This window comes from Mesorhizobium sp. (assembly GCF_004963255.1).
Classification (GTDB): Bacteria; Pseudomonadota; Alphaproteobacteria; order Rhizobiales; family Rhizobiaceae; genus Mesorhizobium.
Window position 1 is genome coordinate 1 of the sequence record NZ_SUGA01000013.1, and the last position, 25,732, is coordinate 25,732.

The 25,732-nt window shown below is 58.7% G+C and carries 16 protein-coding genes and 2 pseudogenes; 8 read left to right on the forward strand and 10 right to left on the reverse strand.

Annotation, left to right across the window (positions count from 1 at the left end):
• Positions 1-59 precede the first annotated feature (59 nt).
• Positions 60-587, forward strand: a pseudogene (locus E5X34_RS15725) (IS630 family transposase); the annotation flags it as partial.
• 324 nt (positions 588-911) lie between these two features.
• On the opposite strand, the gene E5X34_RS15730 reads toward E5X34_RS15725, so the two are convergent.
• The 4 genes from E5X34_RS15730 to E5X34_RS15745 form a co-directional block, all read right to left on the reverse strand.
• Positions 912-1,298 (reverse strand): response regulator, encoded by a 387-nt coding sequence (locus tag E5X34_RS15730; protein ID WP_292566315.1) that lies wholly within the window; start codon positions 1,296-1,298, stop codon positions 912-914.
• A complete protein-coding gene (locus E5X34_RS15735; protein WP_292566317.1) occupies positions 1,295-2,749 on the reverse strand; it encodes a sensor histidine kinase in 1,455 nt (484 codons plus the stop codon). The genes E5X34_RS15730 and E5X34_RS15735 overlap by 4 nt, the downstream gene beginning before the upstream one ends.
• Before the next feature lies 1 nt (position 2,750).
• On the reverse strand, positions 2,751-4,226 hold the full coding sequence (locus tag E5X34_RS15740) for an ATPase domain-containing protein (protein ID WP_292566598.1): 1,476 nt from the start codon (positions 4,224-4,226) through the stop codon (positions 2,751-2,753).
• 223 nt (positions 4,227-4,449) lie between these two features.
• On the reverse strand, positions 4,450-5,022 hold the full coding sequence (locus tag E5X34_RS15745) for a DUF1003 domain-containing protein (RefSeq protein WP_292566319.1): 573 nt from the start codon (positions 5,020-5,022) through the stop codon (positions 4,450-4,452).
• Positions 5,023-5,245: 223 nt separating this feature from the next.
• Here E5X34_RS15745 and E5X34_RS15750 point away from each other — a divergent pair.
• A pseudogene (locus tag E5X34_RS15750) lies at positions 5,246-5,841 on the forward strand (hypothetical protein).
• Positions 5,842-7,992: 2,151 nt separating this feature from the next.
• Here the strand turns inward: E5X34_RS15750 and E5X34_RS15755 are convergent.
• Both E5X34_RS15755 and E5X34_RS15760 read right to left on the reverse strand, forming a co-directional pair.
• The gene (locus E5X34_RS15755) at positions 7,993-9,366 is read right to left on the reverse strand and encodes an HlyD family type I secretion periplasmic adaptor subunit (RefSeq protein ID WP_292566322.1); all 1,374 of its coding nucleotides are present in this window, start codon (positions 9,364-9,366) and stop codon (positions 7,993-7,995) included.
• Positions 9,359-11,110: a type I secretion system permease/ATPase gene (locus tag E5X34_RS15760; protein WP_292566324.1), complete on the reverse strand. Its 1,752-nt coding sequence runs from the start codon at positions 11,108-11,110 to the stop codon at positions 9,359-9,361. The genes E5X34_RS15755 and E5X34_RS15760 overlap by 8 nt, the downstream gene beginning before the upstream one ends.
• 899 nt (positions 11,111-12,009) lie before the next feature.
• On the opposite strand from E5X34_RS15760, the gene E5X34_RS15765 reads away from it, so the two are divergent.
• From E5X34_RS15765 to E5X34_RS15780, 4 genes are read left to right on the forward strand one after another with little or no spacing between them, the layout of a single operon-like run.
• A complete protein-coding gene (locus E5X34_RS15765) occupies positions 12,010-13,218 on the forward strand; it encodes a glycosyltransferase family 4 protein (RefSeq protein WP_292566327.1) in 1,209 nt (402 codons plus the stop codon).
• The gene (locus E5X34_RS15770) at positions 13,218-14,480 is read left to right on the forward strand and encodes a polymerase (RefSeq protein WP_292566330.1); all 1,263 of its coding nucleotides are present in this window, start codon (positions 13,218-13,220) and stop codon (positions 14,478-14,480) included. The genes E5X34_RS15765 and E5X34_RS15770 overlap by 1 nt, the downstream gene beginning before the upstream one ends.
• Positions 14,480-16,468 (forward strand): asparagine synthase (glutamine-hydrolyzing), encoded by a 1,989-nt coding sequence (asnB, locus tag E5X34_RS15775; protein WP_292566333.1) that lies wholly within the window; start codon positions 14,480-14,482, stop codon positions 16,466-16,468. Before E5X34_RS15770 ends, asnB begins: the two co-directional genes overlap by 1 nt.
• A gap of 2 nt (positions 16,469-16,470) precedes the next feature.
• Entirely contained in the window at positions 16,471-18,675 is a 2,205-nt protein-coding gene (locus tag E5X34_RS15780) for an exopolysaccharide transport family protein (RefSeq protein ID WP_292566335.1), read from the forward strand.
• A 230-nt stretch (positions 18,676-18,905) separates the two neighbouring features.
• Here the strand turns inward: E5X34_RS15780 and E5X34_RS15785 are convergent, their stop codons facing one another.
• The 4 genes from E5X34_RS15785 to E5X34_RS15800 all read right to left on the reverse strand — a co-directional run bounded on the left by E5X34_RS15785 (position 18,906) and on the right by E5X34_RS15800 (position 23,203).
• On the reverse strand, positions 18,906-19,118 hold the full coding sequence (locus E5X34_RS15785) for a Trm112 family protein (RefSeq protein WP_292566337.1): 213 nt from the start codon (positions 19,116-19,118) through the stop codon (positions 18,906-18,908).
• 578 nt (positions 19,119-19,696) lie between these two features.
• On the reverse strand, positions 19,697-20,965 hold the full coding sequence (locus E5X34_RS15790; RefSeq protein WP_292566339.1) for a hypothetical protein: 1,269 nt from the start codon (positions 20,963-20,965) through the stop codon (positions 19,697-19,699).
• A 30-nt stretch (positions 20,966-20,995) separates the two neighbouring features.
• Complete coding sequence (locus E5X34_RS15795; RefSeq protein WP_292566342.1) at positions 20,996-21,736, reverse strand: hypothetical protein; 741 nt, start codon at positions 21,734-21,736, stop codon at positions 20,996-20,998.
• 27 nt (positions 21,737-21,763) lie between these two features.
• The gene (locus E5X34_RS15800) at positions 21,764-23,203 is read right to left on the reverse strand and encodes an oligosaccharide flippase family protein (protein WP_292566345.1); all 1,440 of its coding nucleotides are present in this window, start codon (positions 23,201-23,203) and stop codon (positions 21,764-21,766) included.
• Between the two features lie 500 nt (positions 23,204-23,703).
• Between E5X34_RS15800 and E5X34_RS15805 the strand changes: the two genes are divergently transcribed.
• Both E5X34_RS15805 and E5X34_RS15810 read left to right on the forward strand, forming a co-directional pair.
• Positions 23,704-24,447, forward strand: coding sequence for a class I SAM-dependent methyltransferase (locus E5X34_RS15805; RefSeq protein WP_292566347.1), 744 nt, complete (start codon positions 23,704-23,706; stop codon positions 24,445-24,447).
• Between the two features lie 44 nt (positions 24,448-24,491).
• Positions 24,492-25,601, forward strand: coding sequence for an acyltransferase (locus tag E5X34_RS15810; RefSeq protein WP_292566350.1), 1,110 nt, complete (start codon positions 24,492-24,494; stop codon positions 25,599-25,601).
• Positions 25,602-25,732 lie beyond the last annotated feature (131 nt).

A 25,732-nucleotide genomic window follows, 5' to 3' on the forward strand; every position in this document is an offset into this window, starting at 1 on the left:
GGGTCTACATCAACAAGCTCGAGCTCAAGGCCGTGGCCTGAGAACACCGCTTACGCCTCGATCCCCAATGTCTGGTCTTCATCGACGAGACCTGGATCAAGACCAACATGGCTCCGCTGCGCGGCTGGGGGCCGAAGGCCCAGCGGCTGCGCGGCCTGGCTCCGCACGGCCACTGGCGCACGCTGACCTTCCTCGGCGCGCTGCGTTGGGATCGGCTCGCGGCACCTTGCGTCTTCGACGGGCCGATCAACGGCCAATGCTTCCGCGCTTATGTTGAGCAGCAGCTCATCACCGTGCTGAAGCCCGGCGATATCGTCGTCATGGACAACCTGGGAAGCCACAAATCCGCAGCCGTCAGGCAGATGATCAAGGCCGCTGGCGCCAGGCTCTGGTACCTGCCGCCATACTCACCCGACCTCAATCCGATCGAGCAGGCCTTCGCCAAGATCAAGCACTGGATGCGCCAGGCCCAGAAACGCACCGTCGAAGACACTTGGCGCCACATCGGACACCTCGTCGAAACCGTCGAGGCGGCCGAATGCAACAAATACTTCGAAAACGCCGGATACGCTTCCGTCAAAACGTGAAAGACTCTAGCCGACTGGGCGTCCTTCGAATTCGCGCTTAAACCGCTGAAATCGCTAAATTTTTTTATCGCTTGTTACGCAGTTTGTTACACAGCCATCGAAGACGGTTTGCTCCCCATGGGCCATTGTATTTGCGTAGGCCAGAGCTTCATGTGGACATCCATGCGGCGTCCAATCGCACAAACGGAAAGCATGGGTTTCTCTGAATCATTGACGTGCGCTTTTGTCTCTCTTCGCCCCCTCGAGCGAGACAAACGCAAGCTTGGGAGGGTCTGTCAACCCCCCTTGCATCACCAAGACTGAACGTCAGGATCTGCGTCGTCGCTATTTCCCGGAAAGGTTCGGAGCGCCGCTTTCGAGAGTTATAATCGTCACGAGCACTTTCTCAGGGTCTACCGGCTTTTGCAGGCAGGGAACGTTCCTGAACTCGGCCGGAATGATGTCGGGGTCATAGCCGGTAAGGAAGACAAAAGGTATTCCCCGTGCCTGGAGGGCGGAGGCCAGCCCGAAGCTCGGACCAGCGCCGAGGTTAACGTCCACCACGGCGTAGTCCGGCCTCTGAAGCTCCAGCAGCGAGAGAGCCTCGTCGGCTGCGCTGACAGGACCCAGCACCTTGGCCCCGGCGTCTTCGAGCACCTGTCGAGTGTCATCGGCAAGGTAAAAGTCGTCCTCGACAACCAACACTGCTCGGCCGTGCAGGTCGAAGCTCATGAACTCCTCCTGTTTTCCTCGCCGCGCTCTGCGGGCACGTCAGTCTGCAGCACGCTTTCGCTCGGCTGTAGAGGAAACGAAATGCGGCACAACAGCCCGGTTTCGGTAAGCTGCATCTCACCCACACCCTTGAGCTCAAATGGCACGCGGCGGGTGATTAGCTCAGTTCCGAAGCCTTTCCGCGTCTGCCGACCTGGCGAAACTTCGACGCCGATCTCTTGCCACGTCAGTTCCAGCCAATCCCGGCCCTGCCGCGGCTGTCGCCGCCAGTGAACGATGACTTTACCCTGCGGCGCGCCAATGGCACCGTACTTGGCGGCGTTGGTCGCCAATTCGTGAATTGCCAACGTCAGGACCTCGGCCGCCTTTGGCATCAGGATGACGGAAGGTCCATCGACCGAAATCCGGGACGCATCGGCGGCTTGCGCCAGGAGTTCATCACGCACGATGCCGTCCAGTTCCACACCTTCCGCGGCTCCGCGTGTCAGTAGCGTCTGAGTGCGCGCCATGGCGGCAATTCGCCCGCTCAACCGTTCACGAAACTCCTGGGTGGAGCCGGTCGCGTCGCCTCTCTTAACCAGCGAAGCGACCATGGCAAGAACGTTGCGGACCCGATGCTGTAGCTCAGCCGTCAGCACCGCCTGGCGCTCTTCGTTGCGCTTGCGGTCGGTGATGTCCTTGCCGATCTTCATGAACCCACGAATGGTTCCGTCATCGTTGCGGAGTGCAACCGTCTGGCCGTCAAGGAAAACGCGGCCACCGTCTTTGGTTTTATGCCAACGGACGTTGGGAGCGACACCTTCAGAGCGCGCCCGGCTGAGTTCTTGTTCGGGAACCCCGTGTGCCTGATCTTCGGGTGTGAAGATCGAGGAGGTCGGCTTGCCCAGCATTTCGTCTGCGCTCCAGCCGAACACCGCGGCAGCCCCGGGCAGCCAATCGACGATGCGATCGTCGGGGTCGCTTAAAATGATGGCGTAGTCTCGGGCATTCTCGACGATCAGGCGGAAGCGCTCATTTCCGTGCTCCAGCTCGCTTAACAACCCTCTGAGCTCGTACTGGCGCTGACGGGCACGCAGTGCTGCCCTGGTCGAGCTGGTGAGCGTAATTGACTCGACCGGCCGCTCCAGCAGCGTGACATTTCCGAGCGACGAGACAAGCCCGGCTCGCCATGCTGTGGCCCTCTGATGGGACAGGTGGCTTGTGAGAATGATGAAAGGAAGGTCCGACCAGACCGGCTGATCCTTGGTCCAGCGGATCAAGTTGCTGAGATCGCGACCGTAGAGACCTTCTTCGGCGGCGATGACGGCAAGACATTGCGGGCCAAGGCGCTCGATCAATGCGCCATAATCAGCACAGACGATCCCTGAGATTCCGATGCGCGACAAAATCTCGACCGCCGCTGGCCCATCTCGCCCGATTGGGGCAAGGACAAGAACTGCGCCGCTGTCCATTTCAGGCCTGATTGTTGGCACCGTGCACCATCGGCAGTTCTTTGTCGCTGGTATAGGTCGGTGTCCCCGAGAAGACTCCGGAGAAGTGCGTGAGCGGCGGACCGAGTGCAATGCCCTTTGGCGTCAGTTGGAATTCCCGGATCGTATGCTCGTGATTGCCACTGCGCTTCTTCACCACCGAAAGTGCGCGCCGGACCGAGCCGCCGAACTCAAAGTAGCGCAGCATGAGCACGGCGTCGCTCAGATAGCTGATGTCGAGAGGGGTATCCATCGGGCCAACGAGACCATGCTGCGCGAGAATGAGGATGGTGGTCACGCCTTGCTGCCCAAGATAGCTGAGCAACTCATGCATTTGAAGGATCAAGAAGCGCTCGTCAGGCATCGCGTTCAGATAGCCGTTCAGGCTGTCGATGACGACAACTCTGGCCTTGTCCCGCTCGACACTCGCGCGCACTCCGGCGGCGAATTCTCCGGGCGAAAGCTCGGCCGGATCGATCTGCTGAAGTCTTAGGGTTCCATCATTCAGTGCCTGATCGAGCGGCATCCCCAATGTCTGTGCCCGCGCCTCAATCGTGCCGCGGCCCTCGTCAAACGCGAAGTACACGGCGTGCTCACCCCGCCGAGCCGCAGCTAGGGCGAAAGTCAAGGCGAGGGACGATTTTCCAACACCGGCGGAGCCGATGAACAACGCGTTTGTTCCCCGCTCGATCCCCCCGCCGAGCAATTTGTCCAGTTCGGCATTCCCGCTCAGCGCCGGTTCGACGACAAACTTCCTGTGATGCTCCGCAGCTACGAGGCGAGGGAAGATTCTAAGGCCGCCTTTTACGATTGTGAAATCGTGATAGCCACCTCGAAACTTAATCCCTCGCATCTTGACGACTCGAATGCGACGCCGTTCCGCGCCATAGTCCAACGCGAGTTGTTCCAGGTTGATCACGCCATGGCAGATCGAGTGCAATTGCAGATCGGTATCCGACGACGAAAGGTCATCCAGCAAAACGACCGTGCAACGGCGTGCAGTGAAAAAATGCTTCAAGGCGAGAACCTGTCGCCGGTAGCGCAGCGAGTTCTGAGACAGCAATCGCAGCTCCGACAAGCTGTCGAACACCACGCGCGTGGGATCAAGGGCGGCAACCTTGTCAAACACTAGCTTGGTCGTTTCGCTCAGTTCGACCTCGGCAGGGTGTAGGATCGTCAGTTCACGGTCGGGATCCAACGACGTTTCCGGCGGCACCAGTTCAAAAATGTCAATTCCGTCCAGGGTCCAACCGTGCCGCTTGGCAACTAAGGCCAGCTCCCGTTGGCTTTCCGAAAGAGTGATATAGAGCACGCGTTCGCCGAGGCGGACCCCCTCGAGCAGGAACTGAAGCGCTATTGTCGTCTTGCCGGTGCCGGGGCGGCCCTCGTAAAGATACATCCGGTCGGGGTCAAACCCGCCGCCTAAAATATCGTCCAGCCCCTCGCTGCCCGTCGATATGCGCCTTTCTCCCGAGTCTTCAACATGATCAACGCCGCTTGTGGTTCCGTCTTGGTCATCAGCCACGTTGCTTCCCCTCATAATAGATGCGCCGGGCAGTGCCGGCGGCGGCAACCCGGAACAACGCCAAAAATAACCGCCGGTTCCCTGTGCCTGCCCGCGCCTCACTGGGCGGAATGCGGTTAAGCGAGCCCCGGTCAGGACTGCGTGAGAACTGCGCAGCTCAAGTCGGCGTTTTGCGCTCGCCCACCTCTTCGATCTTGTCCAGAACAACTTCCGGTGCCACGTCGCGCTTGAGCTCCTTCAACTCGTCGTCTGCGTCGGTATTGACGTCCAGGCGCTTGGCAATCTCCTCCACCAGCTCGATGAGCTTGGTCGTCTCATGTTCGTTAAGAAGGCTGACCTGAAGATCGAGGTCCGCCCTGGCATCGTCCTCGGCCGCCATGCGGTTCTGGTTGATCAGCACGAACGTCGACAGGAAAATGGCCTCGACCGAAGCAAACATCGCCAGGATTACCAAGGATGGATCAAACGGCTTGATAAAGGCCACGACGCCGAGATTGAGTGCAATCCATGCTCCAAAGAAGGCAAGGTGGATGTAGACGAAGGCCATGCTGCCGGCGAATCTGCTGATGGCAGCAGCCGTGCGTTCCTCCAAGGACCCTGTTTCGGCGTCACGTTTTCGTCTCTCGATCAGTGCCTCTATATTCCGCGCCAGGGCAGGGGCGAGGCCCTCCGCCGCCGGGGTCGTGGGCGTGACGGAGCCCATGGTTTGAGGGGCGCGTTTGGGATTCATTTCTGTGTCTCCCGTATAGGCAGCCTAACTCCCTGTTTGCCAATTCGCTCCATCGGCTGTTGTCGAGAGAGCGAGGAGATGCCAGCATCCATTTCAGTCCGGGGATCCTGCCACACCTCGTAGGAGCCTGCGCACCTCCGCTCGCGCGTTGAGTTAGGTTGGCTAAAGACCTATCTAGAGCTGATGGCTGTGCGGCGAACAAACGAGCCGAAATACAAGGGTAATTGCAGAGTGGCCGCTGTCGTCGGTTGCGACGCTTGGATCGTCGGTCCGGGCGCGGGGTATCTTTCTGGAATGCCCGCCTACCAGCGGCGTTGAGAAAGCTCCTTCATATCGACTCAAGAGTTCTCTCTCTGCGGCTGCCGGAGGGTTCGGATGCGGATGTCGAGGCGGCAAAGGCGACTGTTTCCAACGCGATTCGGGATGTCGACGGACTTCCGGTTATCCCGCGTGAAGCCTAGGACATTCTTACAATTTCATCTGGGGAGCGGCACCGCTGGCTGAAAGATGGTCTCTTGCAGAGTGCTGGGACCAGAACGGTCAAACTCCGGGGCCGCGCGCGAAAGATCACCTTCCATGTCTCTTCGATCCACACCACATCGAGGATGTGCTCGATCGCGATGTTGTCACCGTCTGGCGCGAAGAAGACGCCGCGGCGGCGGCCGAGAACTGGAAGCGCGCCGCCGCGAAGGCAGCCCTGAAGCGCGCAAAGAAGAAGGGGGCAGGCGGCAGGAGCAAAGTACCAGCAGCAGAGACGAGGATCCCCGGTCCAAGATGCGTGGCTGGGAAGATTTCCAGGAGAAAGGGCTGCTGCGCTGAATCCCCCTTGCCGTTGGGCGTGGTCGGCGGGCTCCCGAGTTAATCCCAAGGCTCGCTGCGGGACACTGCTTCGATAGCGCGTCCCTCCCCAGCGCCTTGTCGGGCCTGGATCACAGCAAGCAAGCTCCTTTTGGCAGAGCCGGCGCTAGATCAACGTGATCGGCATATGGCGGATGATCACCTTCTCCTGCCGGAAACGCCGCTCGAGAGCCATGCGACGATCACGCCAGTCGAGGTCGATCTCGTCGGTCATGACTTCAAAGATGACGATCTTGTCGGCGTTTGACTCGGCCCCTTTTCTCCGCAGCCCATCGCAGGAGCCTGGAGGTAAGCGGTAACGCCGTCGAAACGGCCAGCCAGCTCTTCCTTTACCCTCTCGAAGTCTTCCTGCCCGAAAGGCCGCCCTTCGTTGTCCATGCATGGGAGTAGAATCTGAACAAGGTGCATGGCGATCAATGGTGGAAAGCACGGTTGCTGTATTCAAGGCAATTGTGCCGGTCGGTGGCCGCAATGGGAGCGTGACCGACGGTTCGATCAAAGCCGGTGGTTGCCCTGCAGATCATCATCCGCAATTTGTTAAAGCGACACTCAGTGGAAGGTGCAGCCTTAGCCTGTCCGGGGGCTCCGCCGTCAGACTGACCCGGCCCGCAAATCCTGTGTCACCACATAAGCACGCCGGGTCGCTGGGTTCCCGGGAGTGTGCCATGCATGAATCACTCATAGAGGTCATCTACCCTGACGATGCTCGACCGGGTGATGCACAAGCTCCTGCCCGTAGCGCCTGGCAAAAATTGAAGGGAGATTAGGCTGGAACACGAGGCGCATCTCGTAGTTCGGTGTCGGGCGGTCGATCCAACCTCCCTTAAAATCGGCTGTCCATCCCTAGTGCCATATCAGGCCCACCGCTGTGCTCCCGTGGTGGGCCTTTCATTAAAAAAAAGGCAACTTTTGTGATCAAATTGCACGCTAATCCCGGCTGCAAACTAACCATTGTTATTGAGAGCAATTCGAGCGGCTAGCACGAACATGACCGCGACTCTGACGGCCCGCTGCCTGTAGGGAGGTGGACACTTTCGCTTGGCGGCGGGCCAAATTCCTCTGTTATGGTCGTCGCTATGCACCGCCACCAACACAACGCCGCTGAAGGCGGTTCAGTCACGCAGTTGGACCACCAATGGCATTGCCATCGAAGAGCCAGGGTTTGATCCTGTCGTTCGCTCCTTTGGAGAGGAATGGGCTTGGAACTTTGCGCAGGGCCAGGCGATGCGGCTGCGTGTCGAAGGGGTTACACGCAAATAGCCCCTGAATTTACGCGGCCACCGCGATCCTTGCCGATCTGGCCAAGAAGAGCCGTAGGAGAGGCACGCGCGTTAAGCCTCAGAACTCGACTTCGCTATTGAGCTAAGCTCAGCCCCAGGCAACCTGCTGAATGCGAGATGGACCGCCTTGCCCAGCTTTCAGATCTGGCGCCGCATGTGATCCAGGCCCACTACATGCCCACAACGCCACCAGCGGGGTCCAATCTGAAAAAACCGCCTAGGGCGAGTTAGAGACTTTCAGTCTTTCTACTTGGGCGAACGGCCTGCATTGGCTGGTCGACGCCATAAGCTGACCACCCCTTTCGGCCCCAAAGCGGATGCCGGCCAGGTCCACAATTGAGGAGTGAAAGTAGCGTCGAGCGAGATTATGAGGGAAGTTGGCGGAGCCGATTTCGCAAGTTGCAGATCTCCGCGGGCGGCGTTCGGCAGAGAGCGCTACCGCTCACACGCTCACCCTGCCCAGTTCAGGCTTCGTCTCTACGGTCGAGTCAGACGCGCTAGCGGTTGCATTGAACTGTCGGCTCCTACGGATCCCGTTCCGTAACTGATCAGGCGGCCCGGCTCAAGGCGGGGGAGCCGCGAGCCGGGTCTGACCGGCGGGGGCACGGACTAGCTACAGGTCGCCGGCTGGCATTGTTATATCAGGGTTTGCAAGGCTGAATGCCATGCGAACGAAGGATGTCAGGAGCTGCTGAGATCCAGAACATTCGTATTTGCCTATCGTCGTCCTCTCAGCATCATCTACATAGTGAGCTGGTTCTCGCCGCCTGTTTTTTGGTCTCGGAGGAGAGCTGTCGCGTTGTCTGGCTAGCCCACTGCAAGCAGTGTGGGTTTAGCGGAATGCACGTGACATCTGATCCGTGAGTGGCTTCAGAAGATAGGACCAGACGCTGTGACGGCCGGTTCTTACGTGAACCTCGGCCGGCATACCCGGCTTGAGCACCTTTGCGTCGGGCAGGCAATCGGTCTTGTCTTGTACACTGATGCGTGCCGAGAAATAGGAGAGCTGGTGCTGCTGATCCTTGATCAGGTCTGCCGAAATCCATTTCACCTTGCCACTGCACGCCGGTGTCGTGCCCGCATCGAACGCCGTGAGGCGAATTGAGACTTGCTGACCCGAATGGACTTCGTCAACCTGGGAGGGGGGGATGCGCGCGTCTACTACGAGGTTGTCCGCATCAGGGACAATCGTCATCAGCAATTCCCCTGGAGCGATTACACCGCCAATCGTGTGAACAGTGGATTGTTGTATCGTTCCCGATTGCGGGGCGCGGATTTCGGTTTTGGACAGCTCGTTCTCCGCGACGATCTTGCGCTCGTCGAGCTCGGTTCGCTTGGCTTCTGTTTCATGCAGCTCTTTGGTCACCTCGCTGCGCGTTTGCTCGTCAAGTTGCAGAACCTGCAATTCGGTTTCTGTGATCTTGACCTGTGCTTCCGCTACAGCCGCGGCCAGACGCCCTGACTCGCCTTTCGCTCTTGTGGCCTCAAGCCTCACATTGCTGAGCCTCTCTTTCGAGACCAGTTTTTTGGAATACAGGGTATCAACATCGCTGAGATCGCGGCCGAGCAAGGTAGCGGATTCGTCCATCGCGGCCTGCTGAGCCTTGAGGCCCTCGAGTTGACGCTCAATCTGCTCGGTCTGGCTTCTAAGAAGCGTTTTCTCACCGGCCAGTTCCGATGCCCTTGTTTCGAGCAGAGTACGCTCGCCGTTGACCAGCGCCACCACGTTCGGATTGCCCATGTCGGCCTGCAGGCCGCTTGGGATCCGCATTGTCGACAGCCCTTGACGTTCAGCCTCAAGTCGAGCAAGTCGCACCGTGGTGCGGTCTAGATCTTCGCTGATGATCTCGAGGTTTGCCCGAGCCAGCGTGTCGTCCAGCCGGACCAACACGGCACCTGCCCGGACATGGTCGCCGTCCTGCACATAGATTCCACTGATGGTGCCACCCGTCTGGTGCTGTACCTTCTTGGTGTCGCTTTCCACGACTACAGTTGCCGGTGCGATCACTGCGCCCGCAATCTCGGTCAAACCGAGCCATAGCCCTCCGCCTACGACCAGCAGGCAAGTGACCGTCAGCCCCAGCGTCAGGCTGGGTCCGAGGTCGCCCGTCGGTGTAAGCTCTTTCGAGGTCTTCGAGCACGAGCCGGCATCGGGCCAGGCGGAAAATGGAAGGTACGAAAGCAAGCGAGGCAGAACGTCACGCATGTCCGCTAACACCAGTTCGAATGGGCATAGCCGCGGACGGACGATGCGCGGGGGAAGGGGGCGGGCGCACGATGCCAGCCAACACCTCTTCGCGAGAGCCGAACGTCCTGACCATACCATCAGCCAGCACCAATACCTGATCGATGTTGGTGAGAGCGGAGGGACGGTGCGCAACCACGATGACGATGCCCCCACGCTGTCGCACCGCCAGGATCGCACCGGCAAGCGCGGCGTCGCCTTCAACGTCGAGGTTTGAGTTCGGCTCATCTAGAACAACAAGAAATGGGTCACCATAGAGCGCCCTGGCAAGGCCAATCAATTGTCTTTGGCCAGCCGATAAGGCCCTGCCTCCGTCGCCGATGCGCGTTTGGAAGCCCTCCGGCAAGCTCATGATCAACGAATAGATGCCTGCAGCCCTCGCGGCGGCAAGGATACCTTTCGGGTCGCTCTTTCCGCCGAACCTCGAAATATTGTCCGCAACCGTTCCGTCGAAGAGTTCAACGTCTTGTGGCAGGTAACCGATGTGTGAGCCAAGCGAGCGCGGGTTCCATTGGTCGAGCGAGGCTCCGTCCAACCGGACTTTGCCGTGGAGGGGAGCCCAGGCTCCGACCAGTGCCCGCACGAGGGTGGTCTTGCCTGAGCCGCTTGGGCCGACAATGGCCATGCCGGCGCCGCTGGTAAGGCGAAAGCTTACATCGAGCACCGTCGGCTTCGGCATGCCAGGCGGAGCTACAGTCAGTCTCTCGACGGTCAGCTGTGTATGCGGTGGCGGCAATTCCATGGGGTCGGCCGCAGTTTCGAATGCCTCCAGCGTAGCCTTGAGATGGAAATAGCTGTGTCGGGTGGACAGGAAGCCCTTCCAGTTTGCGATCGCTGCGTCGACCGGAGCCAACGCACGGCCAAGCAAAATCGATGAAGCAATGATGACGCCTGGCGACGCCTCGCCGCCGATCACCAGGTAGGCGCCAAGCCCCAGCACGCACGATTGCAGTGACATCCTTAGCGCCTTTGACAACGAAGCAGTTCCGCCAATGATGTCGGACAGCCGCTCTTGGTGCGCCAGATAACCAAGAACGAGTTCGCTCCAGCGTCCCGCCAGCCTGGGCAGTAGGCCCATCGCGTAAACGACCTCGGCATTGCGCCGCCCGGACTCGGCAAGTGCGCGTTGCGATATCATTGCCTCTGAGGTCAGCTTGGCCGGCCTGCGACCGAAAATTTCGGCAAGCGCGGTTATTGCAACCACTGCAACAGCACCAATTGTCGCGAGCACGCCGAGCGCCGGGTGGAGCATGTAGATGATCATCAGATAAAAAGGGATCCAGGGCGCATCGAAGACCACAGTCGGCCCTGATCCTGCAACAAAGCCACGCAGGTGCTCGACGTCTCGAAGCGGATCCAGCCGGTCAGCCTCTCGGCCAGCTTTCAGAGGCAAGAGCATCGAAAGCGCAAACGCCCTTTGATGGAGATTTTTGTAGAGCCGGCTTGCAATGCGGGCCAACAGTCGAAGTCGAACGAGGTCGAGCAGTCCATAGGCCGCGTAGAGACCCAGCATGCCAGCAGTCAATCCGACCAGGGTCGGTATGCTCTGGGATGGCAGCACCCGATCGTAGATCTGCAGCATATAGAGCGACCCGGTCAGCGCCAGCAGATTGGTCATCGCGGAAAAAAGCCCAACCCCAAAAAGCCCCGGTGCGCAGTCCGACATCGCGCTATGTAAAAGGGACGATACTTGCTTGGTCTTCATTGCCTCTTATTCTTCACGCAGGAGTGCCGCGTGGCTTTGTTGGGCTTTGGCCAATAGGGGAAACCCCGACCTTGGAAATGCTCTCAGTTCGGGCCAATTTCCCCGTGAATAACGTGAACATGAGGCGTCGCTAAGATATCCGAATTTTAATCAAAATGAAGCAAAATCGTGGCGTTGAGTGCGCTCGCCGGCAGCTAGAGCGGTGAAATTCGGGGATAACGCCGTGGAAGAAAACCGAGTTAACCTCGACTATTCTGGACCCAGCGCGCTGGAAACGTGGAGTTTTTTGTTCGTGAGACATCTTTGTGATACGCGGCCTCGATCAACTATTTTGTCCGGCGAAATCGGTACGTGATAAACTTGCGCGTTCATTTTTCCACGGTTGATCTTGGCGGGCTGGCGGGAGGTGAATGGGTGGGGTCGTAGATAGCAGGGCAAAGCGTCGATTCCCAAATGCTGCTGCAACACTCCAGACAAGCCAGGATTCATCTCGAGAGCCTCAGAGTTCGGACGGATGACGGCGTTCGAACCAGGCCGGCACCGTAGTGGATTGCTCCTTGAGCAGACCTCAGTTGCGTCGCGCTGCAAGGACACGCTGACCAGCCGGTTCTTGCGCGCGCACTATCCGCCGCTGGCGTAGGACGGCGTGGCCGACAGTGGAGCCAAGACAGCTTTCGGTTTGAGCCCTCGCGGCTTCCTCTTTAGCGCTGGATGACTGAGGTTCTACAGTTCCCGCCAAGAGAGGTCCGTCGTCCATCATTCGAACGGACGAGGACAAACGTTAGACCCCTCCCTAGCGTGACTTAGGCATTCTCGCACAGTAATCGGGCCATGAGAGATCATTACGATTCCGTCGATGTCGGACTGCTGGCCGGCCGCAGTGTTAGTGGAGCGGCAAAATGAGGCCGCATCTGGTCTGCGTCGGTGGCGAAGATCACGCTCTGAGAGTTCCATTCTTCTTGGAACTGCGTGCGAGAGGTTTCCAGATCACGGCAGTTTCGACTTGCGACGGCGCCTCTTTCCGGAGGCACGGGATATCCCACAAGGGATACGAGTTTGATCGCTTCAGCAATGGCAGCGGGAAAGCCGGCGCAATCAGAGCACTCCGCGAATTAATCGCCGAGCTGCGTCCGGACATCGTGCAGAGCTTCGACACAAAGCCAAATCTTTTGGCTCCGCTCGCGGCGCGGGGGCGGGTGCCGGTTGTTCGTACCATCAACGGACTGGGGTGGACGTTCTCGTCCCTTGCGCTGCGCGCCTTGATGCTGCGGCCACTTTTCATCGGACTGCAACGGCTTGCGTCCCTTTGGACGGCGGCGACGGTATTCCAGAACCGAGACGATCAGAAGTTCTTTCATCGATACCGGCTGCTAGGCCATGGCACCAACTGCCTGATTCCGGGTTCCGGCATAGACATAGGCGCTTTCGCGGCCGCCCAGCATCTTGGGCCACCAGCCGCGCGGCTTCGCCAGGAATTCGGGCTTGAATCGGCAGAAGTCATCATGTTTGTCGGGAGATTGACTCGTCAGAAGGGGATTCCGACCCTCCTCAAGGCGGTGCCGAAGGTTCTGGCCAGACGCCCGAATGCGCGCTTCGTGCTGGTCGGACCTTGGCAGTCCGAGGGGCCGTTCGCCGTCGCCGAATCGAAAATTCGGCAGCTTGGTTCCAATGTTGTGGTTTTGGGCAAGCGCTGCGACATACCGGCCCTTCTGGGTATAGCTGATGTGTTTGCTTTTCCAACGGAATACCGTGAGGGAGTGCCTCGCGTGTTGCTGGAGGCCGCGCTTGCAGGGCTCCCCATTGTTGCCTCAAGGATGCCGGGCTGCACTGATGTCGTCCAGGATGGGTGGAACGGGCATCTTGTGGCGCCACGCGATCCGGATGCATTGGCCAACCGAATCGTCGACCTGCTCGCTGACCGCCAGCGCGCCGTCAACATGGGCAGGCGTTCCGTCGATCTTGTCAAAGAGCGCTTCGCCCTTTCCGGGGTAGTCGACCAGTATTCCGATCTATACCGGAACGTCCTTGCTGCTCGTTCCGATGGCTCTCCCGGCCCTTCATTCTTGGCACGCCACCCCTCCAACAGCAGAATGGGGGAGTCGCGCTGATGATGAGGGACGCATTGCTTGCTGCGGGAGTCGCCTTGTCTTTCGCATCGCAGATCTCCGTCCCAGGTCTGCCATTCGGATATGGCGAACTCTTTCTGATAATTTGGATAATGCTCTCGCTCGGCCGGATTTTGGCGGGCGGTTCCATAGTAGCCACGCCGGCCTTCGCGAAATTGGCCAAGTTCTGGTTGCTTCTGTCTCTGACTTTGGCGGTCGGCACCTTCGTCGGCTACTTCACGTCGGTGCTTTATCTGACGGGACTATCACACGATGCAATGGCTTATGTGTTGCTGGCGAGTGTCACCTGCCTTGCAGCACTGGAACCCGATGCGGAATTGCGCTTACGACGGAGCGCTTGGTGGGTGATCGCGATCGCCACCGGAGCCTTCCTGGTTCAGCTTGGGGTGGCGTGGGGCTGGATCCATCAGTCGGACGTCGAGCCATGGTATTGGGACCGCTTGCGAGGCTGGTCGGAGAATCCCAACCAGCTCGCACTCTATTGCGCGGTCTTCGGTCCTCTGGCGCTGCACCTGGCGACGACAACACAGAGCCGATGGGCTCAGTTGTTCGCGTTCTCTAGCCTTGTCCCGATCTTCTACGTCGGACGGCTGACCAAAAGCGACACCTATCTCTACACCACTGTTTTGAGCGGTCTCGTATTTCTGGGGCTGTGGCTCAGGGCGTGGTTCGCATCAAGTTCCGGCAAAGCCACCTTGTCCAGAGAGATTGCCCTGCTGCTCGTCGTCGGTGCAGTTCCGCTCGCCATCGCGGCTGCACCATACGTAGTTACCGAAGAGAGCAGCGTGGCCGAGTTTGCCAAGAGCCTCACCAAGGACGGGGGCGACGAAGCAACAGCGGAGACATTTGACCTGCGCGTTTTTCTTTGGGGGCAGGCGATCGAGACGGGACTGCAATCCTGGTCGCTTGGCCTTGGTCCGGGACCACACCTTGAGCGACCGCCGGTCGCCGACAAACAGTTCTTGGAGCGCCCATTTGAGGCCCACAGCACAATACTGGATCTCTATCTGCAAGGAGGGTTGGTGGCGGTCCTGGCGCTGGTCTGGATCGTGGGGTCGGCCGCAATGTCAGCCTGGCGAAGCCGCTTCGACGCGCTCTCGGTGCTCCTTGCCTCGGTGGTCGTCTTCAGCTTGCCGCATCTGATCATCCGCCATCCCATCGTTTGGTTTGCGCTGACGTTCTGCCTAGTGGCGGGAATGCATCCAGCAGTCGGGCAGCGGCCCGGGTATGCAGAGGTAAGTTGATGTGCGGGATTGCCGGAATTCTAGTCGCGCCGGACCACATGGATGCAAACTCGCTACAGCCGATCGGGCACATGACGAGTTCGCTTCGCCACCGCGGACCTGACGGCCAAGGACTTTGGATTGATCGTGATGCCGGCATTGCCTTGGGCCACCGTCGGCTCGCGATCGTCGACCTGTCGAGCACCGGTCAACAGCCGATGCGTTCCGCAACCGGTCGCTACATCATTTCCTTCAATGGTGAGATCTACAACTTCCGCGACTTGCGGCGCCAGCTCGAGGATGCGGGCTGCGAATTCCGTGGCACCGGCGACACTGAAGTGCTGCTTTGCGCGGTAGAGTTATGGGGTCTGGAAGCCGCACTCAAACGCCTCGCGGGGATGTTTGCCTTCGCATTGTGGGATCTCAAAACCAGAACTCTTCACCTTGCCAGGGACCGGGTGGGCAAGAAGCCGCTTTACGTGGCTCTGGCAGGGGGGGCCTTGGTCTTCGCCTCGGAACTCAAGGCAATCAGGTGCTTTCCATCCTTCTCAGCCGAGATCGATCTTGAAGCCGCCGAAGCCATGCTGTCGCAAGGCTGGGTTCCAGATCAGGCCTGCATCTGGCGAAACGCGTTCAAGCTGCCTCCCGGCTCCTTCCTTTCGGTCAAATCTTCGGATCTCGCGAAAGTTGTCAGTGCGGTTTCGCTTGCAGAGCGTGTCAACCATTGGTGGTCGCTGGCCGAGGTCGCCAGGATCGGACGTGCCGAACAAATCGTCGGCGCCGACGATGATCTCACCAACGCACTCGATGACCTGCTGCGGCTCGCGGTTCGCGAGCGGATGATCGCCGATGTGCCGCTAGGCGGCTTTTTATCCGGCGGGATCGACAGCTCTGCCGTGGTGGCTCTAATGCAGGCACAATCCGCCAGTCCGGTGCGCACCTTCACAATCGCGTTTGGGGAATGCGGCTTCGACGAGAGTGGCTATGCAGCCGAAGTGGCGCGGCATCTGGGTACCGACCACACGCAGCTTCAGCTTTCGCCTGATGCCGCGCTCGATATCATTCCGGAACTGCCGCAGGTATGGGACGAGCCGTTCGCCGACGAATCCCAATTACCGACCCTGCTGGTAGCGCGGCTCGCCCGCCAATATGTGACCGTAGCGTTGTCGGGCGACGGCGGTGACGAGTGCTTCGCCGGCTACGGTCGTCACTTTATGGCGGATTGGTTGCGGCGCCGCCAACAGCTGCCCTTTGCAGTACGGCGAACCATGGCTACCGGGTTGAACCTCCTCGCCCGCGCAGTGCGTGAGGACATGCTGCGCCGGCTTCCTCTCGGACCGGATATTAGTCATATGCTCCGCAGCGATCGTCTCAATCGGATCTCCAGCCTGATGGGTGCAAGGCACGAGGACGATCTGTATCAGCGCTTGGTAACGCCTCCGACGGCAAACCTCACTCGCCGCGGGCAGGCCATACCGGCTCACAACATACCGAAGCTCGACGGGCTGCTGTCACGGCTCCTCTACGATGACATGGCGGGATATTTGCCCGGCGACATATTGGTGAAGCTAGATCGCGCGACCATGGCCAACGGGCTTGAGGGAAGATGTCCGATGCTTGATCATCGGGTGATCGAATTCGCTTGGCGCCTCCCGTCCAATGCAAAGGTGCGCGACGGCAAGGGCAAATGGATCCTTCGCAATCTGCTGCGTCGCTATGTTCCGGACCGGCTGATCGAGCGGCCGAAGCAAGGCTTCGACGTGCCGGTATCCACCTGGCTAAGGGGGTCGCTGCGCAACTGGGCGACCGATCTTATGGCCGACATCCGGCACGATGGCGATGAGGTGCTGGACAGCTCCAAGGTGGACAGATGTTGGCGCAATCACATGCAGGGGCAAGATTGCTCACGCGAATTGTGGTCGGCGCTGATGTTTCAGGCCTGGCGAAATGAGACCAGGAAAACGCCATGCGCAGCTCATTCGCGCCAACTCGACATGGCAGGAGTATGAAAATGGCAAGTTCCGCCGTCAGCCGGATCAAAATTCCCGCGTCCGTTCCTGCATCTGTCCCGGCAGTCGTGGAAGCCGGTCAGCGATTGCGCCCTCGGCGCGAATACGAGCAATCATCTCCCACGCATCAGCTGATGGCAGATTGGGCAAGAAAAAAATGGCTTATCCTAGCCCTGGCGATAGTCGGCGGGATACTCGCTGCGATCCTCGGTCTCGCTCGGCCGGTGATGTTTGAGGCGACGAGTCAGTTGATCATCGACGCCCCAGCGCGAGTGTCCATTGCTCCTGGAGCAGGTTCCGCACAGGACGTCATCGATTCCAGTATCGATGATCACATCACCATGCTCTCTTCGCAGGGCCATCTGCGACGTGTCGCAGCGGCGCTGCACGCGATCGAAGGCGTTGCGCCGGGGCAGGGTTCGTCGAAGACTGAAGCTCCCGAAATGCGTGTGGAAACTCCATCGCTGCAGACAATTGCTGCAGGGATTGTCGAGCGGCTTTGGCCACAAAGCGATCAGGGGGCGTCCGACCCCGACCTCAAGCAACTGCGCAATAGAATAAGGATTGGGCAGGAGCTGCGCTCGAGGATCATTTCAATCGCCTTCGCGGACGAGGATCCAGCCCGAGCCGCTTTAGTGGCCAATACATTCGCTCAGGTCTACATCGACGAGCTTGCAAAGAGGAGATTGGCGGAGGACAGGCAAGATCTCAACGTGGTGATCGCCAGTCTGCCGCGGGTGCAGAGTGATCTCGTTGCGGCGATCGACCGGCTGGAGAAGTACCGTCTGGGTGCTGGGGCCGTAGATCAAGGCTCAGCCGATAACGCCGCCCGCGAAAGAGCCGATCTAAGCCAGCAGATATCCATGTCAAAGGCCGATCTCAGGGCTATGGAATCGCGCCTTGAACATACCAATGATCTTCGCAACAGCGGCGCGCCGGTTGCGTCTCTCGCCGAAGCATTGGGGTCGCCCGAGTTGGCGGATCTAGCAGCGCGTCAGGCTGGTGACCCTGCGGACAAGGATCTTGCCTCTGCAATCCAAAACGCCGTCCAGCAAGGGCTTGCCAAGCTCGATTCGGAAGTGAACACCTATCGGGCTCAGGTCAGCACTCTGGAAAATCGTCAAAATGTTCTCGATGCGGTCGGGGCAGACACCGCCGGCAGACTTTCCGGATTGCGCGCGCTTGAACCGCAGGTAACTCTGCTCACTCAGAGATACAACGAGCTCTTGAGCCATCAGCAGGAGCTGACCAGACGCATTGCGGCTCCAACGGCAGGCGTCTCGATCCTTTCGACAGCATGGCCGCCGACAAAGCCGCAGACGTTGCCACCGATCTTCCTTATCCCACCCGGCATGATCGGTTTTGCCATTCTTGGTGCGGCCCTCGTGTTGATCTACAATCGTTCCAATCGCACTTTGCGGGGCGAGGCCGAAACCGAGGCTGCGTTCAATGTTCCTTGCGTCGGTATGGTGCCGGAGCCCGGTAAGGTCACCATGAAGAAGCTGCGGGAATTGCTCCTGGATCAGCCCAAAGCGGCCTACAGCCGAGCCGTGACGTCGCTTCTGGTCAGGGCATGGCCAAATCAAGCCCGGACCAATGCTTCGCAGACTATTCTTGTCGCGTCCAGCGTTCGTTATGAAGGCGCCAGTGAACTTGCCTGGAGTCTGGCCTTGGCAGCCACACGGTTGGGTGGCCCCGTGCTGCTGATCGATCTTGAGTGCTCGCATCATCAGCTTACGCAAGAGTTCATCCGCCAGGCCGGGGGACCTAAAGCTTATCGATCGTTCGGTGATTTTGTCGGTACTCGCTGCAGCCTGAAGGACGCAGTCGTGAGCGTCCCTGGCGCCGGCGTCGACCTGATGACCATTGCGTCAGGGGACGATCTTCTCGGGCTGCTGACGCGGGTTGACAGCCTCGAATGCAGGGATGAACTACGGGCGCAGTACAGTCTTGTGGTCATCAACGGACCATCCTGGCTCGCCGGACCCGAAGCAAGCCTGCTGACGAGTTGGGCCGACACGATACTTTTCGCGATCCGTTGGAACAAGACGCCACGCCATATCGCGGGAGGCGTTTTGGATTTTCTGAGAAGAGACGGTGCCGATTCTGTTCCAATCGCGTGCGTGCTCACGCGGGTCAATCTGAAGCGGCACGCCAAATATCGTTTCCACGATAGCGCGGATCTCTTGGCGGCGCAGACACCCTGAAATCGGCCATCGTTCGGCACGTCAGCCGAAAAGCTGTCTCGAGCCTTGCGAGGCACCACACCACTCCATGGGAAGCAGTCCTGGCGCTTTGTTACTGGGCCGTCGTCTTTGTCGGCACCAGCCGGAAACAGCACTTTGCGGGCTAGACCAGGGCCTGATCTGAAGCGCACCGAGTCCGTTGTTTTGTGATGGCCGGTCAGTTGCAGATCTCTCGTGTGCTGGCGCGTTGATCACGTCTGGGGTGCGCGATATTGCACGATGGCGGCTCTGATCGTCCGCGCTTCGGACGGGAGCATAACCGGTATACCGTCACGTACGGGATAAGCCAGCCCGGCGCTCGCTGAGATGAGTTCACCATTGTTCGCGTTCCAGGCAAGGGAACCCTTGGTCATAGGACATACCAGCCGCTCCAAGAGCGCAGGGTTAAAGGAAAGCGTTTTCATCCTGTCGTCTCTCCATCTTACCTGCGCCCCGCCAACAGCAATCCCAAGGGTTTGTCATGCTATGCAATCACCCGGCTTCACGTGGTCTGCGATCTTTCGGCAAACGTCGACGCAGCCCGAACAGAGCAACATTTGGACCCCTCTGGGCCTGTTTCTGTCAGTGCCATCAACTCCGACTGGCATCATGGACGTATAGGGAGCAACCATCTAGGGACTAGAAAACTGCCTCAGCGGGCCGACTTGAGCGTTGACACTGTTGTTGCAAACGGCGCTCAGGCCTCGGGTCCCATCCCGTTTCCGTGAACACGGCATCCATCCTAGTTCGAGCGTCCGACACTTTCCTCGTCAGTTTGAATGAATTGCCGGGCCGGGCGAACTGGGTTTCAAGCAATCAATAGCTTGAGGCGCATGGGTGAAGCATGAATGGCAGCGATATCAGCGTGGCGATGAGCTCCAAATTCTGAGAGTACGCCCTCGTCTTCTGCCTGCCCCGTTCGGCGGGGCTGGGCAATATTCGGTCCCGCAGGCAGTGTTTGGACAGGCCGCTCGGGTGCGAGCCATCGTCCGAAATGGCCTACTTAATGAAGGCAGTTCGGGGTCCCTGCCTCCCGCCCTCTGTCGGGGTATTGTCGCCAGTCAACACGGGTGACGAAGTCGTATACCGGGCCTCCAGGAAGGCCCCAGTTGCTGGACCATATCACCTGCGAACCGTCTGGCGAAGGTGAGGCGTGGGTCTCACTCCAATAATCAGAGGGAGCGTTTCGCGTCTGGGCAATGCGTCGTACCTCTCCGCTGCCGTCGGTGCGCAGCGCAATGATTTCCCGCGCATAGGGTGCCCAGTCAGGATGCTTCGAGACTTCACCCGGATCCCCGGAATAGCTAAGGAAGACCCAACCGGGCCTGCCAAGGGACCTGAGGGATGCGTGTTGTGCTTCGCCGTATCTCATCAGCGAGGTGACCTTACCGTCTTCAAGCCTGCGCTTGATGACCTGGAATTTGTCAGGATCTGACTTGCTGATTCCGACATATATTTCGCAGCCATCGGCGTCGACCGTCATGTCGCCGTGGCCGGGCCGGTGATGCTCAGTCCATTGCTGGCGCAAATTGCCATCAACAGAGAAAATGAACGTGTGTTCAACGTCACCCTTTTGAATGCATACGATGTTAATGCCCAGCGGCGAGATCGAGCATGCACCGTTGGATCCCTCTATCTGTGCAAGATCGATTTCCGCAAACTTGCGACGCTGCAGCAGGTCGAATGCAAAGACGACCATTTTCCCATCCTGTCGAACGGCGCGTACAGCGATACGGCTTCCGTCGCGACTTGGATTTCCCTTGTACGGGCCGAACTGGAGAATGCTGCCGTCAGTGGAGACAAACAGAACCTGCTTTCGATTTGTGCGAGGAGCCCAGGTGAAGATTTCCTGACCGCCTACGCAAATCATCATATTGGGATCGCGCGGGTGCCATTCGCATTCGGCCGACTGAGCACGGCGAAAGAGCGGCACGTAAGTTTGTCCGTCAAGGAAACACAAGCCTCCGCACCCGTTGCTGATGACAAGAAGGCTCTGATCCGAATTCCAGGCCTGCGCACTCGAATAGCGGTGGCTACAATAATTACGACACGCAATGTCATTGCCAAGGAGGCCGGGTCTCGTGATTAGCGTGAAGCTTGTTCCTGGCGCCGGATCCAAAGCGGCTTGCAGGTATTCGGGCAATTGCATCGCTACCGGCGCCACGAACCCTGTCGATATCTCCTGCGGACCTGAGGCTCCCTCCACATCTGAAGAGACGGCATTTAAAGAGACCAGAATTCCAACAAGGCCGAATAACTGACGGGGCTTCATGAAGCTGAACTCACGTATTCAATGTTTTTTCTACTTCATTGTCGCTTGTAATTTTCCGTATCTGAATTCAACTTCAGATCTTTTTGTGAATGAGCCCTGCATCGTTTCGATCGCGTCTCTTGCTATCATGTCGAGAGCCGCTGCGCGCCCACTTGCGTGCGAGCTGTCGATAGAAATCGTTGGCACGCCAAACGATTCCACGAGCTCTCCGACCAGAGTGATGTGCCGAATGTTGTCGAGGCTGGTCTGAAGATCGACTTCAAGGAGCCTTTGAACTATGCCAAGGTGTCGCTGGCGCTCCCTAAGCCGAGACTCGAGAATCTCTCTTGGCGCTTGTAATCTGACGAGCAAATTCGGTTTGGGTACAAGGTCTAGCGCGCGCTCTATCTTTTCTTGGTTGGTAACCCCGCTGAACATAACCAGCGAGCAGACGAATTGAACCATGCCCTGGTCGAAGATCGAGATCGTTTCGTTGGAAGTCAGAGCGGCATTCCATACCTGTATCAAGAGCTCGAAATGCCATTTGAGGCGGGTTGCCCAGAGGTCGCTTTTTGGTGGCAACAGCTCGAATATCTCGGTGGTCAGCGGATTTTGACCCACCCATTTTGAATGCAAACCATAAGCCAGCTTCAACGCGGCTCTTCTAATTGGATGCCGCCGGTCCCCGATCTGCAACACGACGGGATACCCGTGGCAGCGCAGAACAGGCACCAGCCCGGACGTGAAAGTCGTCTTGCCAGCTCCTGAGGGGCCGAATACTTCCAGTATCATCTCTCAATCCAACAGAAGCTGGCTTTGTTATAGAACTTTGTCACTCTGTTCAGATCGCACACGCGCCTTCAGCGTCCATCCCACGCCAGGCAGAATTCCAAGGCGGACGTGGATGTAGACCGCTTGTGAAATGCTCCAAAAAATCAGCATCGCGCTTGTGCTGATAGCCGCCCCCACGACTCCATCCAGGGCTATGCCCGCTATGCATCCCAAGATGTTGATGACTGCCGAAACAGCCATGAGCGTGGCGGCCGCGCGTTCGTGTCCTGCCATGGTCAGAAGTTGCTGCTGCGGCCCTGCGGCGACCCCAATCAACTGTCCGACCACGAGAATTCGGGTCAGCTCCACACCGGAGGAAAATCCGCTGCCAAGCAAGTGAAAAATCGTCTCGGTGAACATCAGCAGAGGCATCGCCAGCGCCAGCCCCCCCGCGCAAGACAGAATCGTGGCTTTGGCAAAGACAGTCTGGAGCCTCGCCACGTCGTTGCGCGCTGAGAGGCGCGCTATCGTGGGTGCGAACGCGCTGCTCACCGCAACTCGCGGCAGAGCAATGAGCATCGCCATATTCGCTGCGGCCGAGAATATGCCTGCATCCTTTACATAACCGTCCCATCCAAGCAGCATCACGGCTGTCCGGTTCATCAGGGTGTCGATGAAAACCATGATCACTATCGGGAGGAGGGAAGGCCACCATTCCCGAAACGCATAGGCCGGCTTCCCGAAATTCAGTTCAACCGGCCAATGACGCCAGCTGGCAAAAGCTGTGATAGATGCCGCAACGGCGGAGGCAATGAACAACATCCACATCACCGCCACGGCGTCCAGACGCCATGACGTCAGATACGCTGCCCCGCAGAGAAGCGTGAGGACAAGTCCGTCCCGCACGATCCGCTCAGGGAGCAGGGCAGATATCAACGCCTCAAACGCGCGCACGAGACCCCCGCCGGCAAGATAGACGGTGACCAGGGGGAGCGTCGCCATGCCTATTAATAGACTGCCGGCGAGTTCCGGATCGAGTTCGTCGGCCTCTTGGGTGACAAGCAAGATGCCAACGAGCGAAATGACCAGCGCCGCGGCTATGCAGGCCTTTGCACCTAGCATGATGAAACCCAGCGCCATCGGAGGCTGCTTGGTGGTTAGGTAGGTCGGCACGAACCGCATGACTGCCACGTGGAAGCCAAGCGTTGCGCCGTAAGACAATAGCGCGATCCAGGCGAAGACATAGGCGTAGATGCCGTAGCTTGCCGGTCCGACCATCCGCGCAATGGCAACTTGAGTGACGAAGGTCAGGGCGGCGCCGGCCATGTAAATGAAGAACGCCCAAAGGCTCGCGTGCGAAAGCCGTTGGGTCAAACCGTGAGTGTCGCCAGGCGTTCTCGCACCCAGGTCAACGCTGCTGGCAGTGGCCGTCCCATTGACAGTCGCCAAGTCGAATTCCGCGGTCTCGGCAGGACCAAATATGGACATCCTCGGGGAATCCGGCTTTCCGAGAGAGGCCACTGGCGGCGCTTCAGTAGCTATGCTTCCGGATCGCCCTGGCATTCTCTTTCCGATCTGTCCCCGCACGGCCTCTTGGCACACCAATTTGGCAGCGCCCTTCAACATCACGGTAGCCATAAGTGATCGCCAGTCGTCATCCGTTCGGGGGATGCGTCGGGCACACCCATCTGGAAGTTTACCCCCGCGAAAGTGTCGATCTTGTCGGCCACGTCAGCATGGGTTTGATGGACATTGCATATCAAAATCTCGGTCCGGATTGGCCGAGCGTTTACTCACGGGGCCGTCAAACAAAGTTGGGTCGGAGCGACCTGCCCGCAAGAGTTTCGACCACGCCGAACCCACAAGAACCGGGGTCATAGTCGGCAGACTTAATCGGCAAGGATGCCTTGCCGCCAAAAAGCAAAGGCTGTGCTTCAATGAACGTATTGGACAGAAAATTCCGGCCGGGCCTGAATGGGAGCCGGCGAATGAGCGAGGATCACGAAGCGGGTGAGACTGCAGGAGCAATCCTCGCGGAGCCGGTCAATTACGATGCCGATGTCGCGGCCTACGAACTCGCGACCAAACCCAGATATCAAAACCTTGGTTTTGCGGAGCGATATCTAGCGGGGTATGCCGGACGCCTGAAGCTGTCCACCTTTGCGTCCTACGTCATCGCACGACGGGAGCAGAACTGCATCGCCAAGGCGCTGGAGACCTGTTCTCCACTGCCGTCTCAGATACTGGATATTCCCTGCGGAACCGGAAAGCTCGCTGACGTGCTTATCCGGCACAACTGCCAGGTCATGGCTGCTGACATTTCCATGGAAATGATGGCCTTGGCTAAGACCGCATATGAGGGCCGACCTGGGTTCCAGGGTTTCGTACGATGCGATGTAACGCAGTTGCCAATGGCCAATGAAAGCTTCGATACGGTGATCTGCCTTCGACTGATCCATCTCATTCCGCCGCATCTCAGGCGCAAGATCATCAATGAACTGGCGCGCGTTACGAGTCGCCGCCTCATCGTCTCTTACGGCCTGGCTTCCCGATTTCAGAGAATACGACTAAAACTGCGGAATTCGATCACGGGCAGAGTTTCCGCGCCCCATCCAGTCGATTTCAGTGTCGCCCGGGAAGATTTCTCGCAGGCTGGCCTCAAGCTCGTCAGATCGTTCAGTATCCTTCCGCTCCTGTCGTGCGAGCAGGTCTTCGTCCTTGAAAAGGCATAGCCCCGGAGCTCGACTGATCGTCGAGCGCGGGGCGGGAGCTGATTATGGCGTCCATTGGCAAGGTAGGCACTTCGCGGATGACATCGCTCGACCTGCTCAGGTTGATGGCAGCTCTGGCAGTGATGCTTTACCACTATCTTTTCCGCGGCGCGATCGCTGGAAATCTCGATGTCAGCTACCCTTATGCAGCACCTTACGCCATCTATGGCAACCTCGGGGTCAATCTCTTTTTTTTGATCAGCGGGTTCGTCATTGCCTGGTCCGCCGAAGGCCGAACCTGGCAAGAATTCGCTGTCGCGCGCTTCGCTAGGCTTTATCCCGGGTTTCTCGTCTGCATGACGGCTACGTTCCTTTTTCTGGTTGTTGCCAAGGATCAGCGGCTGCCGACCGACGCTGCGACCTATATCGCCAATCTGACAATGTTCGCTCGAATTTTCGGCCGGCAGTCCATGGACGGCGTCTACTGGTCGATCATGGTCGAAATTCTATTCTATGGCTGGGTCGCGATGCTGATGTTGGCGGGCGCCTTTCAGCGCTGGAAATTGCTGATCGTAGCTATGTGGCTGGCCGTCGCGGCAGGCAACGAACTCGTGTTCGCAAACCCGGCGATACGCCTTCTTTTCATCACGGATTATGCGCCCTTCTTCGCGGGAGGCATCCTGGCCGAAGACCTGGTTGCAAGGGGACGTTCTCCCGCAGCGCTCCTGCTTTTTGCTGCCGCGTTGCTGCTGTCCTACAAGACCATGGTTCTTCCCCAAGCCTGGATGCAGGAGCACTATGGCGTCTCGCTTTCGCCCGCTGATCTCGTTGTCGCCAATACAGTGGTCTTTGGGATATTTGTCTGCGCCGTGTCGTTCGGCAGAATCATAAGGCCGTCAAAGCTTATTGTAATGCTCGGCGGACTTACTTATCCACTATACCTTTTGCATCAGTATATTGGCTATATTTCATTGAATGCGCTCGCTCCCTATGTTGGGAAGAATGTTGCTTTTCTTGTCGTGTCAGGTGGGGTCCTGCTTGCCTCCTTTCTTGTCTGTCGCTTCATCGAAACGCCGGTGCGCAGGCCAATTGTCCGCGCCCTGACGCCTTGGGTTTATCGGCTCGCGCCAGCGGCGCAGCAAGTAGGGCCGACCTCGCACACACTGACCTCATAATCACATGCCTGGGGAGGACCTTTACGTCGCGGCTGATATGCGGAGTGTCGGCAGGATGAGGTGATCACCGTTGAGGTATGATAAGCAGAACCTGCCGGACATGATGCAGGTACGGCCTTCTTTCAATGCGT